Origin of the sequence: Fulvivirga lutea (assembly GCF_017068455.1) — a bacterium.
GTDB classification, from domain to species: domain Bacteria; phylum Bacteroidota; class Bacteroidia; order Cytophagales; family Cyclobacteriaceae; genus Fulvivirga; species Fulvivirga lutea.
Map to the genome: position 1 here is coordinate 1879741 of NZ_CP070608.1, position 17151 is coordinate 1896891.

15 protein-coding genes are annotated in these 17151 nt (G+C 37.4%); 4 read left to right on the forward strand and 11 right to left on the reverse strand.

Annotated features, from left to right (window positions below):
- Positions 1–37: 37 nt before the first annotated feature.
- From JR347_RS08575 to JR347_RS08595, 5 genes are all read right to left on the reverse strand, one after another.
- Entirely contained in the window at positions 38–484 is a 447-nt protein-coding gene (locus JR347_RS08575) for a MarR family winged helix-turn-helix transcriptional regulator (protein ID WP_205723638.1), read from the reverse strand.
- Positions 485–537: 53 nt separating this feature from the next.
- A complete protein-coding gene (locus JR347_RS08580; RefSeq protein WP_205723639.1) occupies positions 538–1116 on the reverse strand; it encodes a YceI family protein in 579 nt (192 codons plus the stop codon).
- A gap of 122 nt (positions 1117–1238) precedes the next feature.
- Positions 1239–1484, reverse strand: a complete 246-nt coding sequence (locus JR347_RS08585; protein ID WP_205723640.1) for an RNA recognition motif domain-containing protein — start codon at positions 1482–1484, stop codon at positions 1239–1241.
- Positions 1485–1640: 156 nt separating this feature from the next.
- Positions 1641–1922 carry a GNAT family N-acetyltransferase gene (locus JR347_RS08590; protein WP_205723641.1) on the reverse strand — a complete coding sequence of 94 codons (282 nt, stop codon included), beginning with the start codon at positions 1920–1922 and terminating at the stop codon, positions 1641–1643.
- A 2-nt stretch (positions 1923–1924) separates the two neighbouring features.
- Positions 1925–2638 carry a tRNA1(Val) (adenine(37)-N6)-methyltransferase gene (locus tag JR347_RS08595; RefSeq protein WP_205723642.1) on the reverse strand — a complete coding sequence of 238 codons (714 nt, stop codon included), beginning with the start codon at positions 2636–2638 and terminating at the stop codon, positions 1925–1927.
- Positions 2639–2677: 39 nt separating this feature from the next.
- Between JR347_RS08595 and JR347_RS08600 the strand changes: the two genes are divergently transcribed.
- Complete coding sequence (locus tag JR347_RS08600) at positions 2678–4363, forward strand: formate--tetrahydrofolate ligase (protein ID WP_205723643.1); 1686 nt, start codon at positions 2678–2680, stop codon at positions 4361–4363.
- 63 nt (positions 4364–4426) lie between these two features.
- Here the strand turns inward: JR347_RS08600 and JR347_RS08605 are convergent, their stop codons facing one another.
- Both JR347_RS08605 and JR347_RS08610 read right to left on the reverse strand, forming a co-directional pair.
- Complete coding sequence (locus tag JR347_RS08605; protein WP_205723644.1) at positions 4427–7495, reverse strand: ATP-binding cassette domain-containing protein; 3069 nt, start codon at positions 7493–7495, stop codon at positions 4427–4429.
- Between the two features lie 112 nt (positions 7496–7607).
- Positions 7608–8501, reverse strand: coding sequence for a hypothetical protein (locus JR347_RS08610; protein ID WP_205723645.1), 894 nt, complete (start codon positions 8499–8501; stop codon positions 7608–7610).
- A 273-nt stretch (positions 8502–8774) separates the two neighbouring features.
- On the opposite strand from JR347_RS08610, the gene JR347_RS08615 reads away from it, so the two are divergent.
- Entirely contained in the window at positions 8775–9182 is a 408-nt protein-coding gene (locus tag JR347_RS08615) for a response regulator (RefSeq protein ID WP_235689778.1), read from the forward strand.
- 7 nt (positions 9183–9189) lie between these two features.
- On the opposite strand, the gene JR347_RS08620 is transcribed toward JR347_RS08615, so the two are convergent.
- The 3 genes from JR347_RS08620 to JR347_RS08630 form a co-directional block, all read right to left on the reverse strand.
- A complete protein-coding gene (locus JR347_RS08620) occupies positions 9190–9768 on the reverse strand; it encodes a YceI family protein (RefSeq protein ID WP_205723646.1) in 579 nt (192 codons plus the stop codon).
- 77 nt (positions 9769–9845) lie between these two features.
- On the reverse strand, positions 9846–11387 hold the full coding sequence (locus tag JR347_RS08625; protein WP_205723647.1) for a M61 family metallopeptidase: 1542 nt from the start codon (positions 11385–11387) through the stop codon (positions 9846–9848).
- On the reverse strand, positions 11384–12352 hold the full coding sequence (locus tag JR347_RS08630) for a S41 family peptidase (RefSeq protein WP_205723648.1): 969 nt from the start codon (positions 12350–12352) through the stop codon (positions 11384–11386). The genes JR347_RS08625 and JR347_RS08630 overlap by 4 nt, the downstream gene beginning before the upstream one ends.
- Positions 12353–12575: 223 nt before the next feature.
- Between JR347_RS08630 and JR347_RS08635 the strand changes: the two genes are divergently transcribed.
- A complete protein-coding gene (locus JR347_RS08635; RefSeq protein ID WP_205723649.1) occupies positions 12576–14969 on the forward strand; it encodes an ABC transporter permease in 2394 nt (797 codons plus the stop codon).
- 63 nt (positions 14970–15032) lie between these two features.
- Positions 15033–16025 (forward strand): helix-turn-helix domain-containing protein, encoded by a 993-nt coding sequence (locus JR347_RS08640; protein ID WP_205723650.1) that lies wholly within the window; start codon positions 15033–15035, stop codon positions 16023–16025.
- Here the strand turns inward: JR347_RS08640 and JR347_RS08645 are convergent.
- Complete coding sequence (locus JR347_RS08645; protein ID WP_205723651.1) at positions 16022–17122, reverse strand: DUF2911 domain-containing protein; 1101 nt, start codon at positions 17120–17122, stop codon at positions 16022–16024. The genes JR347_RS08640 and JR347_RS08645 overlap by 4 nt on opposite strands.
- Positions 17123–17151 lie beyond the last annotated feature (29 nt).

Consider the following 17151-nt stretch of genomic DNA (forward strand, 5'->3'; position numbering starts at 1 on the left):
AACTAAGTATTTAACCTCAATCAAGCATCCTGAACTATTAACCTCTTATCTTATCCAATAATTTAGAGAGTTCGGTTGCTTCATCTTCAGTGAGGCCAATGGTTTCATCTAACTGATTGGTTGCCTCATCCATTCTACTCAATAAATCAAGGCCATCTTTAGAGATAATTACATCGACTAAACGTCTGTCAGACGGGCATTCTTTTTTGGTTACCCAACCTTTAAGTGTCAGACGGTCTACAATTCTCGAAGTGTCTGAATGCTTATCAAGCATTCTGTTTTTAATATCTGAGGTGGAGATTGAATTAGGAAATTGACCTCTTAGAATTCTTAACACATTATACTGTTGAGGAGTGAGACCATATTCCTTGAAAAAGTCTTTATGCTTATTAGATAACCAGTTAGAGGTAAATAATAAGTTTAGCGTAGCTTTCTGTTGTGCGCTGCGAAACTTCCTTTGTTTAATCTCTTCTTCAAATTTCATCTCCATAATAAAGTTAGGGGTTGCATCTCATGCAACCCCCAAATATAAGGTTATTAGCTTTGTTTTTGTAATTCTACATTACAAACGATTTCTACTTCATCGCCTACAACTGCACCACCAGCTTCAGTTAATGCACCCCATTTAAGGCCATAATCTTTTCTATTTACTGTTCCAGTTACTTTAAAACCAGATTTGATGTTACCCCAAGGATCTTTTATCGTTCCATTATACTTTACATCAAAGGTTACATCTTTTGTAGTACCTCTCATTGTAAGTTTACCTACTAGCTTATACTTTTCACCTTCTTTTTTGATTTTACCGTTGAAGGTCAACTCAGGGTGTTCTTCAGCAGCAAAGAAATCTTCTGATTTTAAGTGATTATCTCTTTGTTCGTTGTCAGTGTCAATAGAAGCTACTTGAGAAGTGAATGAAACATCTGAACCTGCAAAGTCTTCAGAGTTGCTTACTACTTTGGCATCAAATTCATTGAATTTGCCTTCTACTTCAGAAATTACCAGGTGAGTAACGTTAAAGCCAATTGTTGTATGGGCTTTGTCAATAGTCCAGTTGGTTTGTGCTTTAGCGGCTGTAAAACCAACAAGTAGTGCGATTGATAAAATTAACTTTTTCATAATTTGAGTCTGTTTTAATTTTTTGTGATACAAATATAAACGATGTTACAACATTAATGTTATAACATCGAAAATATTTTTAAAAAAGTAGCAATATTTCTACTGCTACTAACACTAACTTTTTATGATCTTGGGTTTGCTACCTTCACTGCGATAGTTCTTCCGTCAAATTCAGTTTCGTTTAATTGGCTAATTGCTTCTTTTGCTGCTGCATCATCAGGCATTTCAACAAAGCCAAATCCTTTAGATCGGCCGGTTTCTTTATCAAAAATAATTTTTGCAGATGATACTTCACCAAATGCTTCAAAGTGTGCCTGAAGTTGCTCGTTTGTTGTTTTGAAATTGAGTTTTGCTACGAAAATGTTCATGGTAATATTGATTGATTAATTAAATGGCTTTTAAAGTGAAAATAATGAAAGCTCATTTTTGGTAATCCTAAATAATCAATCATTGTATCGCTTCGAAACCTGAATCAAATATAATTGATGGTTTTCACTAATGCTAGCGTTCGGGCACACATAACTTTACCATAATATATCGCTATACTCTGAATGCCTTTCAAACATTTTCTTAGCAAATGGGCAAAGTGGCATTATTTTCATCGTGTTCTTTCTCGCATATTCCACAGCTGCTTCCACTAATTTTAATCCTAAATTTTGCCCTCTAAACCGATCGTCTACTTCTGTATGGTCGATGATAAACCTATCGTCACCAGCTTGTGAGTAAGTCATTTCAGCAGCTACTCCTTGCTCATCTTCCATGTAAAAGCGGCCTTTATTCGCTTCTAAACTGTGTTTTATTTCCATATTTATAATTTTAGATAATAGTCTTTCGTTAAATTTTTGTACTCTTCACTCCACGTTCCATCTGTATTGTATTGATACATCGTATTTTCTTCTAAAGTAGTTATATCCCTTCCAATTGTTAACAGCACTCGTTCAATTTTAGTCGCTTCTTTGGCTTTAAAGTTTAGTTGTTTCTGAATGGCTAAATGCTGTTCATCAATTATTTTACACATTTCAGTCAGAGCTTCATGCGGTATGATGATCGAAAGATTTCCTTTGGCACTAAGCAATTCTTTAGATCTTTTTACCAATTCTTCAAAAGTTAAAGTGTTAGTATGCCTTGCATTATGTCTTTTACTTATCGGACTTTTGGTGCCTGATCCGAAAAAAGGGGGGTTACTTACAATGTGATCATATTTTTTAGCTGGTTCAAAATGTTGAAAGGAACATTTTTTAGCCGTCAATCGATCAGACCAAACCGAATTCTTGAAATTGGATAGTGCCTCTTCCACAGAACCATCGTCAATATCAATGGCATCAATAGTGGCTTTAGCATTTCTTTGTGCGATCATTAATGCAATAATCCCGCAACCTGTACCAACCTCCAAAATATTAGATTGATCAGTCACATCTACCCAGGAACCTAGAACTACTGCATCAGTACCAACGCGCATAGTACTATTTTTATGGCTTACGCTAAACTGTTTAAACTGAAATATACCCTTGTCCTTCTTCAATATTTTTTAATTTAGCTCACGTTACCAAAAGGAACATGTATGACCTCAAAACAATATCAATCCGATCTGCAAATTGCTCAGGCTGCTAAGCTAAAGCATATTAAAGATATCGCGCAAAGTGTAAATATTAGCGATAGCGACATAGAAATGTATGGAAACTATAAAGCAAAACTACCGCTTGAGCTGATTAATGAGGACAAAGTAGCCGAGAGTAATATGGTATTGGTAACGGCCATGACACCTACACCAGCAGGTGAGGGTAAAACAACAACGTCAATCGGATTGTCTGAAGGCTTGAATAAGATTGGCAAGAAAACAACTGTTGTGTTAAGAGAGCCTTCACTGGGCCCTGTATTTGGTATGAAAGGTGGGGCAGCAGGAGGTGGCTACAGTCAGGTCGTTCCAATGGAAGATATAAACCTTCATTTTACTGGCGATTTCGCGGCCATTGAAAAGGCAAATAATTTATTGGCGGCTTTAATTGATAATAACATTCAATCAAAGGAAGACAATTTAGGCATAGACCCCAGAACAGTAGAATGGAAGCGGGTAATGGATATGAATGATAGATCGTTGCGTGAGATTGTATCTGGAATGGGAGGGAAGCCCGGAGGAATGATGCGTGAAACAGGCTTTAATATTACAGCAGCTTCTGAGATAATGGCCATATTATGCTTGGCAAAAGATATGGATGATCTTAAAGAAAAGATGGGCAATATCTATGTTGGAGATACCTATGATGGCAAGGCGGTTTTTGCAAAAGATTTGAATGCACAGGGCGCCATGGCTGTGCTTTTAAAAGATGCCATTAAACCAAATTTAGTACAAACACTTGAAGGAAATCCTGCCATAATTCATGGCGGACCATTTGCCAATATTGCTCAAGGAACAAACTCTGTGATAGCCACGAAAATGGGTATGTCATTATCCGACTATGTAGTTACTGAGGCTGGATTTGGAGCAGATTTAGGTGCGGAGAAATTTCTGGATATAAAATGTGGTTATTCCGGACTGAGTCCCAAAGCTATCGTGCTGGTAGCCACCGTCCGAGCCTTGAAATATCACGGTGGCCAGGCATTGGAAGATCTGAAAAAGCCCAATACAGTTGCGCTCGTAAAAGGCTTGGAAAATCTGGAGAAACACATTGAAAACATTAAAACGTTTGGCCTTCCGGGGGTTGTAAGCATTAACAAATTTGTTTCTGATACGGATGAGGAGATTGACATAATAGTAAACAGATGTAAAGAATTGGGTGTGAAAGTAGCCCTATGTGAAGGCTGGGAAAAAGGAGGCGATGGTTGTACGGATTTAGCCAAGGAGGTTGTGAAAGCCGTAGAGTCTTGCACAACGAGATATAAGCCTGTATATGAATGGGAACTATCTGTAAAGGAGAAGATAGAACGAATCGCTCGTAAAATCTATGGAGCTAAGGATATTGAATTTCTACCGAAAGCAAAGCAGAATCTTAAAAAGATAGAACGAATTGGTTTAAATGATAAGCCCGTATGTATAGCTAAAACTCAGTACTCATTTAGTGATGATCCGAAGGCTTTAGGCAAGCCAGAAAAGTTTACATTAACGGTGCGTGAGATAGAAATTGCTTCAGGAGCAGGCTTTTGCATTCCTATTACCGGCAACATGCTGCGGATGCCTGGTTTACCTGCTAAACCTGCGGCAGTTGGTATGGATATCGACAATAAAGGCAAAATTACTGGTCTGAGCTAAAGCCCTAAAATCAACCAAAGAATGATCAGTGTAATGAGGAAGAATCCTAAAGCAATTATGTCTTTATGGATTTTCACTTCTTTTAAATTTCCGTGCTGTATTCTCTAGAACCCTAATGAACTTCCTAAGTAGATCATAATATAATGTTATTCCCATAATCACGGACATAAACCATATTACAATCAGGTTGAAGTGAACGGTATCTATATACATTCCGGCAAAATGCTTTGTTGGAACATAAAACAGAGAGCGGTAATCAAAAAAGTGATCCGGTTCCGGGTCATTGTATATTGGGTATATCTTCTGAATTAGCTTTCCATCTTCTTCCACAATTCGGTGTGTCTCATTCTGGTTTTTAACAATTTCAACAATAGTTTCATTTCTGTATCGCTCCTTCATTTCTTCGAAAGCTTCTCTTTTCTCAGGAGTGTCCGTCATAGTGCGGATAAGCTTGTCTCGCGCCTGATCAGCTTTGTTATATCTGTTACTGTAGAATTGGCGCATTACTTCTAGAAAATTGTAGGTTTTCCGATAGACAGCCGAATCGAATTTTTCAATGGTTAGCTCATTTGCGCCATCAAAATCATGACCAGCAAAGGTGAGCTCTTCATTAATTTCACTTTGGAGTAGTTCTAGCGCATCTTTTACTTTCTCTTGTTTTTGCGGGCTATCAGTTTTTCTATAATTGTTAAAGCTATATTCTAATTTGGTTTGCAAGCTGGGAATATAGTAAATGCGTTTATAGTCACACTCTGCTAGTACCTTTTCGTACGGATAGAATATTCGTTCGTATTCATTATCTCTAAACTGGGCAACCATGGCAGCTTCAAACGCCCAACGTGAGGCCATGAAATCACCAACCAAAGGAACTTCGCCCTCATTACCCAAATCAGGATTCAACTTATCAAAACGTACAACCACACCACTTAGCACTAATTGTGGTATTAATAGTATTGGTATTAATATGTATATGGTTACTGCAGAATTAAATGCCGATGAAATATTTAAACCCATCATGTTTGCCAGGCAAGAGGTAGAAAACAGGATAAGCCAGTGAGAGAGAAGCATACCATGTATTTCCAGTACATAATTACCAATGAGTACAAAACAGAATGTTTGAATAGCAGAGAGGCTGAAAAGTATAAATACTTTACTCATTAAATAGCTGCTTCTGCTGAGGTGCAGAAACGATTCCCGTTTCAGAATTTTTCTATCTCTAATAATTTCTTCTGCACTTACCGTCAGTCCCATAAATAGCGCAACAATTACGCTCATAAACAGATAGGCAGGTATGTTTAAGTTTGCGCTAAAGAGATAGTCAATAGTGATTGTATTATTTGTATTGTGATAGCGTACTAAATAGGCCAACACGAATGCAAGCAAAGGTGCTTCCAGCAGGTTGATGAGCAAATATTGCTTGTTGCTTAATTTCGATAGAAAATCTCTTGAAATAAACAGGTACAACTGTTTCGCCCAATTTGGGATGTTGAGTGTAGACTCAGGTTTCTCTTCAACAGTTTTTACTGTTGTAGGCTTTAAATTTTCTAGATATTTCTGATTCCAGTGCTCAGGGGATATCTTTCGCTCGGTTGTAAAGTTACCATACTCATTAATTACCCTTGTTTCTATGATATTGAAAATCTGTTCAGGATTTACATTGCCACATTCCCTGCATTCGCCCTCATCGCTATTAATCATGTTGATGGTGTCTTTGAAATAGACAACCGCTTCCACCGGATTTCCATAGTAAATTTGGTACCCACCGGTATCTAAGATGATGAGCTTATCAAACATCTTAAAAATGTCTGATGAAGGCTGGTGAATTACTACAAAGATCAATTTCCCTTTGAGAGAAAGTTCTTTGAGTAAATCCATGATATTCTCAGAGTCTCTTGACGAAAGTCCTGAAGTAGGTTCATCAACAAAAAGTACAGCCGGTTCACGAAGTAGCTCAAGGCCTATATTTAATCTCTTTCTCTGGCCACCACTAATGGTTTTATCCAACGGGCTACCTACTTTTAAATCCTTAGTCTCATGAAGGCCAAGGTTATTCAATGTTTTGATCACCAACTTGTCCACTTCGTCTCCGCTTAGATGATCGAAGCAAAGTTTAGCCGCAAAATAGAGGTTATCATACACAGTTAGCTCCTCAATTAGCAAGTCGTCTTGAGGCACAAAACCAATAACACCTTTGATCTTTTCTTCTTCTCTGTGAATATCAATGCCGTTGATTAAAACAGCTCCTTCAGAAGGTGTTTCTGTTCCATTAAGTACATGTAGCAAAGTAGATTTTCCAGCACCACTGGCACCCATCAAGCCAATTAATCGGCCGGACTCCTCGGCAATGTTTATGTTTCTTAGGCCTAGTTTTCCGCCTTTGAATTTATAGGAAATGTCTTTGGCCTCAAACGAGATTTTCTTCTCATCGCCAGATTTCATAAACTGACTGATGACATCGCCATAATAAATAGGGCTGGCCTTTTCTGTTCGAATAGTCGATCCGATAGCCAGAACTACATTCTTATGAGATTTTAATGGTACACCATTCAGAAATACATCCGAGGTGCCTATGTATTTAATAAAGTAAGCATCGGCCTGGGCCAGGTGAAGAATGGCAATAAAACCCTTTAATCCTTTACGGGATACATGCTGAAATTTTTTATCGCTATGAGAATTTTCATCAACAATGAGAATCTGCTCTAGATTTAACTCTTCAGGTGTTTTTCCAACTACAAAAGTGTTGATTGCACTTATTTCTTCTTCTGAAACATTAAATTCTGAACCAATAGTTTTCACCAATTCATCTTCTCGCTCAGAAATGTGCCCGTCAGCCAAAATAATGCCCATAAGCTCCAAAATAATTACCACTTTTTGCTTCTGTGTAAGCTCTGTGTTTATGTGGCTGCAAATGGATTTTATTCTTTTCTGTTCTTCTGCGTTATTAACTTCAGGGCCTGAAGTAATGGAATCGCAGTAGGTATCAAAGTCCTTTAAATATCTGTTTACTGCATTTTTGTTGAGATGATCTAAAAGGAAAGCCTCAATTTGCTCTCTTTCCTGAGCGGTTACTTCATCTTCTTTTGCAACAATCGCAAACAGTTGTATAATGGCTTTCAGTAAAGGTTCGCTCATGTAGGTTTAGGTTGACTTGAGAGTTAGAATTACTAATATAATTGATTGCTATTACAAAAAAAGGGATTGAATCTAAATTCAACCCCTTCGGTAAGCTTAATATTTTTATTATTTACTTGATCACTGAAGCTCTCATATCAGCTACTCTGTCAGTAATTTCAGCCAATGTCTTATCTGTTAGAACAAGATCAGCTCTGTTGTTTTTAATCTGCTCCTCAATATTCAGAACGCCATAGCTCTTAATAAGAAGTGAAAGTTCAGTTAATAAATTACTTACAGGGTCTGAAGAATCAAGACTGCTTAATAAATTGTTAAGATCTTGTACTGCTTTTTCCTGCTCAAGTACTACTCTAATTAATGGAGTAAGCACTAGGTTACGGCTATCTTCAGGAAGAATATCTTTAGGATAAGTTTTAATTAACTGGGTAGAGATGTATAAACCTTCGATGAAAGAGCCGGCAACTACCAATGATGCCAGTCTGTTTCTGTTATCATCTCTCAAGTATGTTTCAGTTTTTTGAATGGTAGAGTTCAATAGATAAGCTAATGAATCTTTTCTGCTTAAGTTATTTTCAAATCTCTTAATTAAGCTTGTGTCAAACGAACCACTGATTCCCAAGTTGTCAGCTAATTTTTTAGCAGTTCCCATATAGGTTAGAGATTCTTGCACTTTGTCATAAGAAACTAGGTAACCAATATCTGTAGCATAAACTCCCAAGTTAAGTGCTGCTTTATCGTTCAAGGCAGTGTATTCAGAAGCTCTGTTATTATCGTGGATTAGAGACCCATTATATTCAGCACCCGTAGCCTCAAGTAAGAATGGAATTTCTGAAGGAGATGGTATCTCGTAAACTACTTCTTGAATTTGATCTTTTAAGTCTGACTCAGCTTTTTCAAAATCCTCAGAACTTTCTGCTTGCTCGCTCTTTTTCTCAGAACCACAAGATGCCAGACAGAAGACAAATAAAACTAGAGTAGAAATGTATCCAAGTTTAGTTAAGTTCATAATGTTTTATGGTTGTATATAATGAATGTCCAATTTTAATATATTTTTTTTGCGTATAAAACATATCGAGGTATTATTTTGACAAATAAGATACGCCTAAATGAATTGGGCAGGTCACAATTCTCGAAGCAATTTAATTATGTTTATTTATATATAAATGATCATTAAATTGTATTATTTTTATAAATAGTAATTTTAATCAGCTCAATGTTGTTTCAAATCGCTGGAAATGCTATCATCGCTCGTTTTATTGCTCTCACATAAAAAGCAGCAATGGAAATAATGGAAAAAGTGCAGAAGAAAAAAGTAATGCTTATTGATGATAATGAAATTGATATTTTCATTAACCAAAAGGTATTAGAATTTAATGATTTCGCCTCTGAAATTGTAAACATCCAAGCAGCTCAGCAAGCCATAGATTCCCTCAATAATGCCACCAAGGAGGATGTTCCGGATGTAATTTTCCTAGATTTAAACATGCCCATCATAGACGGGTTCAAATTTTTGTTTGAGTTTTCTAAAATGGATGACATTGTTAGAAACAATACGAAAATAATTGTTTTAACTAGTTCTGATAATGCTAGAGATAAAGAAAAAGTAGCTGCTAACCCAGACGTTGTGGCGTTTGTTTCTAAGCCATTAACAGATAAAAAGTTAGCAGAGCTAAATCATCTATTATAATAGAAGCTTACTTTTTTACAGCTTCTACGTTAATAATTAAATCAACTTTTTCACCCACGATAAGCCCCCCGCTATCAAGTGCGTCATCCCACTTTAAGCCATAATCAAATCTGTTGATAGTTCCTTTTGCCGTGAAGCCGGCACGCTTCATATTATTTAAACTCACAATTCCACCAAAATCAACTTCCAAATCAACTGATTTGGTAACATCTCTAATGGTTAAATCACCCGTTAAAGAGTAAGAACCGTCCTCATATTTTTCAAATGAAGTGCTGGTGAATTTAATAGTAGGGTATTTCTTAGCATTGAAAAAGTCGTCTTCTTTTAAGTGTTTATCACGCTCTAAATTGTTAGTTGTTACACTTTCTACATCAATGGTGGCACTCACTTTAGCATCCTGAAATTCATTTTTCTTGGTTGTTATGATACTGCCTTCAAATGAAGTAAAATAACCTGTAACTGAAGATACTGTTAAGTGCGATACCTCAAATTCCACGGTAGAATGGGTGGCATCAATCACCCAAGTACTTTGGCCAAAGGATGTGAAACATAAAAAAACAAAGGGGATAATTGCTAACTTTTTCATAATTCTGATTGGGTTCGTTGTAAAGAAAAGTTAACAATTTTCTAACAATTTTCCTAGTCAGCCCGGCTTCAACGAACTCAGTTGTTACTCTGCCATAGCTCCCTTAATTTCTTTTGTTTTTTGGTGGCATCGTTATTTACTTCGAAATAGTGCTTTATCGTTTCTTCTTTACCACTTTCTTTTTTCACCTTTTTATTTTTCACATAAGTGATACCTATTTTATCGAAATACTCTTGTATTGGTAGAGGGTCTGCCTCAACGATGTATTTATCGATAAATTCCTTTATTTCCGGGTGTGTCATTTGCACAATCTCTTCAAAGAAGTTTTCTTCTGAAAAAGCCTTGTCTTTACCATACTTTGCACTTAACTGTAATATGAGTTCCCTTAAACCTTGTTTGCCTTTAGATAATTCTAGCAGTCTTATATCCAATAGAGCCGCTATGATTGCACCTTTCATGTATATATTACTGTACTGCTGTGCACCTTTGGGCGTGAACGAGGTGAGAGCTAAATCTTGCAAACTGTAGTTCGGGTCGAAATAATCGTTGTAAATTAGTTTTTGGCGATATTCCGCTAATAATTCTTCCAGCGTAAGGATGTTTCCGCGCAATTGCATTATGCCTGATGCCCATTCAGTTACTCCTTCATAAAGCCACAGATGAACGGATGGCGTTGGGTTTGTAAAGTTGAATTGCTCAATTATTTCACTATGGATGTTTAGAGGCGTAACAATATGAAAAAACTCATGTGCTACAACTGATACTATACTATTTGAGAATGCCTCAGTGTATTCACTTTCCTGATAAACATATTCTGAGCTATAGGAATGTTCCCAGGCACCTACTGTTTCATCTTCGAAGTGGAAAAGGAATGTGTACCGATCTACAGGGTATCCTTTTAAGAATTTTTCTGCAGCTATTAACAAGTCTTTTAGGTCGTTTAATAGCATTTCCGACTTAATCAAACCAGTTTTGGAATAGGTATAAACTTCTATTTTCGTATTGCCAATTATCACTGATTCTTGAGTTAAATTTCCCAAAAGAATAGGTGAGTCAATTAAATGATCGAAGGAATTTGCTACAAAATAGCCGTTATCATTCTTGTTTAGTGCTGTGCCTACAACCCAATTTTCGGGGTAAATTAGTTCCATTGAAACAGCCTCAGCTTGGCGAGTAATAGGGAAGCCAATCATACAATGTGCATTAATTAACGCATGATCTGTTTCCAATGAAGAACCGGCCATTTTATAAACTGGATTTACTTTTACCGGGGTGTCCCATGTGTCAGATACTTCGTAGCTGATTGTGCTTACCTTTGACGGCTCAGAAATTCGATACTGATTTACAGATTTTTTAAGGGTTGATAGTTGCTTCCCATTTTTATCAAAGACTTCAAAATTTTTAACAAAGCGACCTATATCTTCAATTTGATAAGTGCCCGGAGCTGTGGAAGCGAACTGGTAAATAGAATCTTCCTGACTTAAACTATTTACTGATAGTAGAACCTTAAAAGTATCGTCCGTTTGATCATTTAAATTGATAGTATAATGCAGGTTTTCCTGTGCATACGTTGTGCATACGGCAATAAATAGTATTGCCAGACATTTGATTGTTTTCATTCCTTATTTATTAATTCGAGTACTTTATTTAATGCTAAATCGGCTGGTATTTCATGATGCGGTATCACACCAACGCCTTCCCAATTTGTGCCGGTAATAGGGTTAATGGCCCTGCCCATTGGTAGGTTGATTTCGAAGTTATCATCAATCTTAACAGGTTCTATAGGGTGAGCACCACCTCCCGTTATTTCTCCAATAAGTGTAGCCCTTTCTAAATGCTTTAGATCATACGAAAATTCCTCGCCACAAGAAAAAGTCTTGCCACTTGTTAGTACATATACAGGAGTATCTGCTAATCGTTTTCCTTTTATCCGATCATGGGTATAAGTATTGCGTGTGTAATCTGTGGGTCGGTAATAGAATGTGTTTAAATGAACATTGCTGTTTGGTGGATATAAGTAGCTAATAAGATAATTGAGCATGTCAGGGCTGCCACCTCTACATTCCCGTAAGTCAAAAATTAGAGCTTTGGTATCGGCCATTTTTTGCATTGCTTCACTTGCTGTTTGCTCCGCAAGTCTGTTATTGTAAATGGGGTAAAATATATCCAGTTTGATATAACCAATATTATTCTTTAGAACATCAGCCTTAGTAAAGCCAAAGTTTTTAAAACTGTTCATAAAGTCATCGCCCCGGCTACCTTCCTGATATGATGCACCTGATTTATTGCCTAAATAATTGACTTGAACATGTTTGTCTTCGCAGATGTCAAAAATATGTTCTTTAATTCTTTGCGCCAGCTCATCATGGCTTTGCAGCCCTGAATATTCGCCTGAATCAAAGTTTTTAGAAAGCTGCTGTTTTACTTTCTGTCCCTTCTCAGCAAATACGTACCCCTCTTCAAATGCTTCACCTATTTTATCCACTACTGACCTGACATAACCGGGAGATAGCTCTTCAGTTGCGCTCTGGCTTTGGCAGCTCCATGAGATTGTGCTAATAAGTAGTAGAATTATATTTTTCACGGGGCTAAAATTCAATTTATTTTATAATCCTCTTAGGAGTTTTATTTGAGTGGTGAAGTAATTGTTTAAGGCTGCTGCTTTCCATTGCAATGAGCCAAAAACCCTTTCGTATAATTTCAACGTGCATTCAATAAGGGTTCTCGTTAATTAGTGTTAAAGGATGTTAAATAACTATTTAACTCAGATCAAATAGATAGATTTACACAGGTCAACAACTCAAAATATGCTTAAAAATTATATCAAGGTAGCCCTACGAGGGTTCTCCAAAAACAAGAGTGCAACAATCATTAATATAGCAGGCCTTTCCATTGGTCTTGCCTGTTTCATCATGATTTTCGTTTACGTCCAGGTTGAACTGAGCTATGATACTTTCCATAACGATTATGAGAAAATTTATCGTGTAACCACCATTGATGAGGCCTTGGGTGTTTCTAGTAACAATGTAGGTATTACCAATCCAATAATGACAGTTGAAGCAAAAAACAACCTTTCAGAAATTACTGCTTCTACCAGAATGCTTAATAATGGAAGAACGCGGATGGAAAATGGGGATGATGTTACCTATGCAGAAAACGCGAAGTATGGAGAGAGTAGTTTTTTCGAGCTTTTCAATTTCCCTTTAATTGAGGGTAGTGATACTGCGCGTTTTAATGCTCCCAGAAAACTTATCATGACTGAATCATTAGCTCAAAAGACATTTAAAACGGATAGGGCCATCGGTAAGTTACTTAGAATTGATGAGGAAGATTGGGAAGTAGTTGGGGTAATGAAAGACTCGGAAGAAAAGAGTCATTTAGAGCTGGATTTACTCATGTCAATTTATCCGACTCAGGCAGATTCGTCTTTGGCCCAATACCTTAATGGCTGGGCCGGCTTGGGCATGCTAGGCTACATTAAAATTAATGATCCTTCTAATGCAGAATCTGTAGAGCGTAAAATGAATGAATTAGCCCATTCGAATGATGTGCCTGATTTTTGGATTACCAAACTGCAACCATTGGCAGATGCTCATTTAAAATCATCCGGAATCTTATTCGATGGGAATAATGCGAATAAAGGAGATATAGTTTATGTATACTCATTATCGGCCATTGCACTATTTGTGATACTTATTGCGGCTTTCAATTTTATGAATCTGGCTACAGCCAAATCATCTACAAGAGCCAAAGAAGTAGGAGTTAGAAAAGTGATGGGTGCGCAAAAGCAATCGTTGGTGAGTCAGCATTTGGGCGAATCTATTTTATTGTGTTTCATATCGCTAATCATAGCGCTAGTACTTTGTTTATTGGGCTCTCCTTACATGAACCTTGGTTTTGAAGGTAACATTTTGCTACATCTATTGTCTAGCCCGGGTTTGTTAATCACGATTGTACTTATTACGCTGGCCATTGGTGTTTTAGCAGGCATTTACCCAGCTTTTGTGTTATCTAATTTCAATTCAGTGAATATTTTGCGAGGTAAGTTTCAGACTAGCAAGAGTGGTATTCTATTACGAAAGATCTTGGTGGTAATACAATTTGTGGCATCGGTGACTTTAATAATTGCTACTCTTTTCATCACAAAACAGTTAGAATTTATCAAAAATAAAAATCTTGGATTCTCTCAGGATCAGGTGCTCACCATTCAAATGAACGATCCCGGATTGAGCCAGAATATGCAGGCATTCAGGGATAAGTTAGTTCAATACGATCAAATATCCGCTGTTTCTATGTCTAATAACATGCCTGGAAGAACATTTGGAAGAACCGGAGTAACTCCTGAAGGTGTACCTGAAGATGAAGAAAACTGGATTGTAAGTGCATTGTCTTTTGATGAGAATTACCTTGAAGTAATGGGTATGGAAATAGTGGAAGGCAGAAATTACTCTCAGGAGTTTGGTACAGATCAGCAGGAAGCAATTATTGTGAATGAGGCATTTGTAGAACAGGTTGGCTGGGATGAGGCTGTTGGAAAAAAGCTAACAATGGGCAATGATCAGGAGCGCACAATAGTTGGGGTAGTTAAAAACTTCCATTTCGCTTCGATGCGCCATGCCATCGAACCGTTAATAATGTTTTACAATCCTGGCCCTAATGGCAATATCTCTATGAGAATTAAATCGGATATAAGTGAAACAGTTTCTCAGGTAGCCGGTGTTTGGAATGAGGTGTACCCCGACTATCCTTTTGAGTATCAATTTTTTGATGAAGAGTTCGCTCAAATGTTTCAGGCTGATGAAGAATTTTCAGTGTTAGTGATGAACTTTACCTGGTTGGCAATATTTATAGCATGCCTCGGGTTATTTGGTCTTTCGGCATACATGGCGGAGCAGAGAAGGAAAGAAATTGGAATCCGGAAAGTGTTAGGGTCAAGTGTGAAGCAGGCCGTAGTGCTTCTATCAAAAGAATTTGTACTACTCATCGTGGTTGCTAATGTCATTGCTTTTCCGCTTTCTTATTTGGCCGTAAAAAGCTGGATAGGTGATTTTCAATATAAAATCGAGTTACTTGATGGTTCAGCTCTCATTACGTTTATTGCTGCGGGGGTTATCGCGTTAGCCATTGGGTTGTTCACAGTAAGTTATCAATCAATAGCGGCTGCTTTAGCTAATCCGGTGAAATCTTTGAGGTCGGAGTAACGAATTTGAGCATAAAACCTAACATTCATAATTAACGTAGTTACAGTTTCAAGACCTCAACAAATGAATCAATTCGGTTTGCTCGGTGTATTTGCAGGCGTGGCGGTAGCCACCGGAATTTTTCTGGCTGCTTATTTAATATTCATCAGAAAAGAGCAAGTTCTTAAAAATAGACTGCTGGGCTTTATTTTTCTTGCTATCGCATTAAGAGTAGGCAAATCAATAGCCTTTTTTATACTTAGAGATATGGCAGCCATTGGTTTGGCTATTGGTTTTTTAGGCCTCGCCAGCATTGGAGTTTTAACCTATTTATACGTGTCTTCCGGTGAGGCAGAGTTCAAACCAAAGAAGATGCATTTGATGCACGCAATGCTTCCAATCATTGGTGCAATAGGCTGTTACTTTGTTTTCAATACACCATTAGATTCTCTTTTTTATCAATCTGGGACAGCTTTTAGTTTTATATATGTGCTGCTTTCCTGGAGGACTGTTTACATTCAAAAAACAGATAATGATAAACTGAAGTCGTGGCATGTAAAGCTTTTGGCAACAGTTACCTTGGTTTTGCTATCATTTGTGTTTCAACATTTAGCGAACTCATTAATGGGCTATGCTATCGGTTCTGGTATAGCAGCAATTCCTCTGTATTACATTTTCTTTCAAGCCTTGCAATCGCCTTTGGTTTTTACACCCACTATGAGGGTAGAAGCTTCTCAAGAAGTGATCGATAAAGTTAAAATGGCATTTGAAGAAAGGGCAATTTACAGAACTCAGGGAATTACAATTACCCAGATATCTGAAGAATTGGAGGTGCCGGCCTATTTAATTACGCGGGCAGTGAAAGAGTTATATGATAAATCTTTCCCTGATGCCATCAATTCTTTCAGGGTAGAGGAGGTAAAGGAAAAACTGTGTTTAGGTGATGATATAAAGGTAGAGGCCCTGGCCTATGACGCTGGTTTTAACACTCCTTCTGCATTTTATGCAGCATTTAAGAAGTACACAGGTCAAAGTCCAAAGGCCTTCCAACAAACCCAAATCTTACAATCAGCTTAAGTACCTGGAATCTTATAAGTTCCTTGTTCTACTTCATTCTTTATTTCGGCTAATCTGCCTCTAAAACCTTCAGGGGCAGTAGTTTGTATAGACTCTAAGTCTTTCAGAGCAGATTTTTTCTTACCTAGGAAATAATAGCTCAATCCTCTGTTTAGTTTTAAATACCAGGTATCCGGACTGGCCTTTAGTGCGTTATTTGACACTTCAAAGGCATCATTTGGCATATTGTTTCTTAGAAGGAACATTCCCAGTCCATTGGCTTCATAGGCAGTCATATTCATGGCTTTCAATTCTGAAATAGCGCTTTTTAGTTCATCGGCTTTGTTTAGAGCCTGAAGCAGACGAGCTTTTGTGGTCATGTTAGTTACATTCTTATTAGCCGCAAAACCATTGTAGCCACCATTAATTGATCTATTTGCCCACTCTAAAGCCTCCTCAAGGTTTGTATTGTGATTCAAACACCAGTTTGCGGCATCATTCCATGCTTCCCATCGGTAAGTGTTAATACCTAGCAATTCGTATCGGAAATTATCAACTACAGTTTTGTTTAAATCAACAGACACTTCAAACGGGATTCTTTTCTCGCCCCATTCTAATGCAACTGTAAGTGCGTTTTCAGATCGATTAATGAATTCATAATCTAGTTGTTCTGAAGGTGGGCATGTTGTTGGAGTTACCTCCACTTTTAGTGCAACATGCTTGTCTTTATCTAAGTAATAACTTCCCCATTGGTTATCGTGGTGGGCAAACATTAAAGTCCACGGAGCATCTTCTTTGGTATCAATGTGAAAGCCATAGCTGCCAGCTTTCAGTGGTTGTCCTTCTATCATCACATCCGTTGAAAATTTGATGCGAGTGTTCATATTGGCTCCAGCTCTCCAAGCCAGATTAGGATCTGAATAAGAACCAATCACATCGGACCAAACATCACGCCCTCTTACTGCCGGGGAGCTATATTCAACGGTGATATCTGTAATTCCCAATGTTTGTGTTTCAACTACTTTTGGACTTGCCTGTGGTATTTTCATGGTATGAAACTGAGCCCATGCAGAACAGCTGATTAATAATACTAAAATGGATGATGTTAATTTTTTCATGAGTTTTTTTGAGCAATCTTACAGCTGTT

Coding starts and splice junctions, on each gene's coding strand:
- JR347_RS08575 (WP_205723638.1), bottom strand. CDS start 484: ATGAAATTTGAAGAAGAGATTAAACAAAGGAAGTTTCGCAGCGCACAA.
- JR347_RS08580 (WP_205723639.1), bottom strand. CDS start 1,116: ATGAAAAAGTTAATTTTATCAATCGCACTACTTGTTGGTTTTACAGCC.
- JR347_RS08585 (WP_205723640.1), bottom strand. CDS start 1,484: ATGAACATTTTCGTAGCAAAACTCAATTTCAAAACAACAAACGAGCAA.
- JR347_RS08590 (WP_205723641.1), bottom strand. CDS start 1,922: ATGGAAATAAAACACAGTTTAGAAGCGAATAAAGGCCGCTTTTACATG.
- JR347_RS08600 (WP_205723643.1), top strand. CDS start 2,678: ATGACCTCAAAACAATATCAATCCGATCTGCAAATTGCTCAGGCTGCT.
- JR347_RS08605 (WP_205723644.1), bottom strand. CDS start 7,495: ATGAGCGAACCTTTACTGAAAGCCATTATACAACTGTTTGCGATTGTT.
- JR347_RS08610 (WP_205723645.1), bottom strand. CDS start 8,501: ATGAACTTAACTAAACTTGGATACATTTCTACTCTAGTTTTATTTGTC.
- JR347_RS08615 (WP_235689778.1), top strand. CDS start 8,775: ATGGAAATAATGGAAAAAGTGCAGAAGAAAAAAGTAATGCTTATTGAT.
- JR347_RS08620 (WP_205723646.1), bottom strand. CDS start 9,768: ATGAAAAAGTTAGCAATTATCCCCTTTGTTTTTTTATGTTTCACATCC.
- JR347_RS08625 (WP_205723647.1), bottom strand. CDS start 11,387: ATGAAAACAATCAAATGTCTGGCAATACTATTTATTGCCGTATGCACA.
- JR347_RS08635 (WP_205723649.1), top strand. CDS start 12,576: ATGCTTAAAAATTATATCAAGGTAGCCCTACGAGGGTTCTCCAAAAAC.
- JR347_RS08640 (WP_205723650.1), top strand. CDS start 15,033: ATGAATCAATTCGGTTTGCTCGGTGTATTTGCAGGCGTGGCGGTAGCC.
- JR347_RS08645 (WP_205723651.1), bottom strand. CDS start 17,122: ATGAAAAAATTAACATCATCCATTTTAGTATTATTAATCAGCTGTTCT.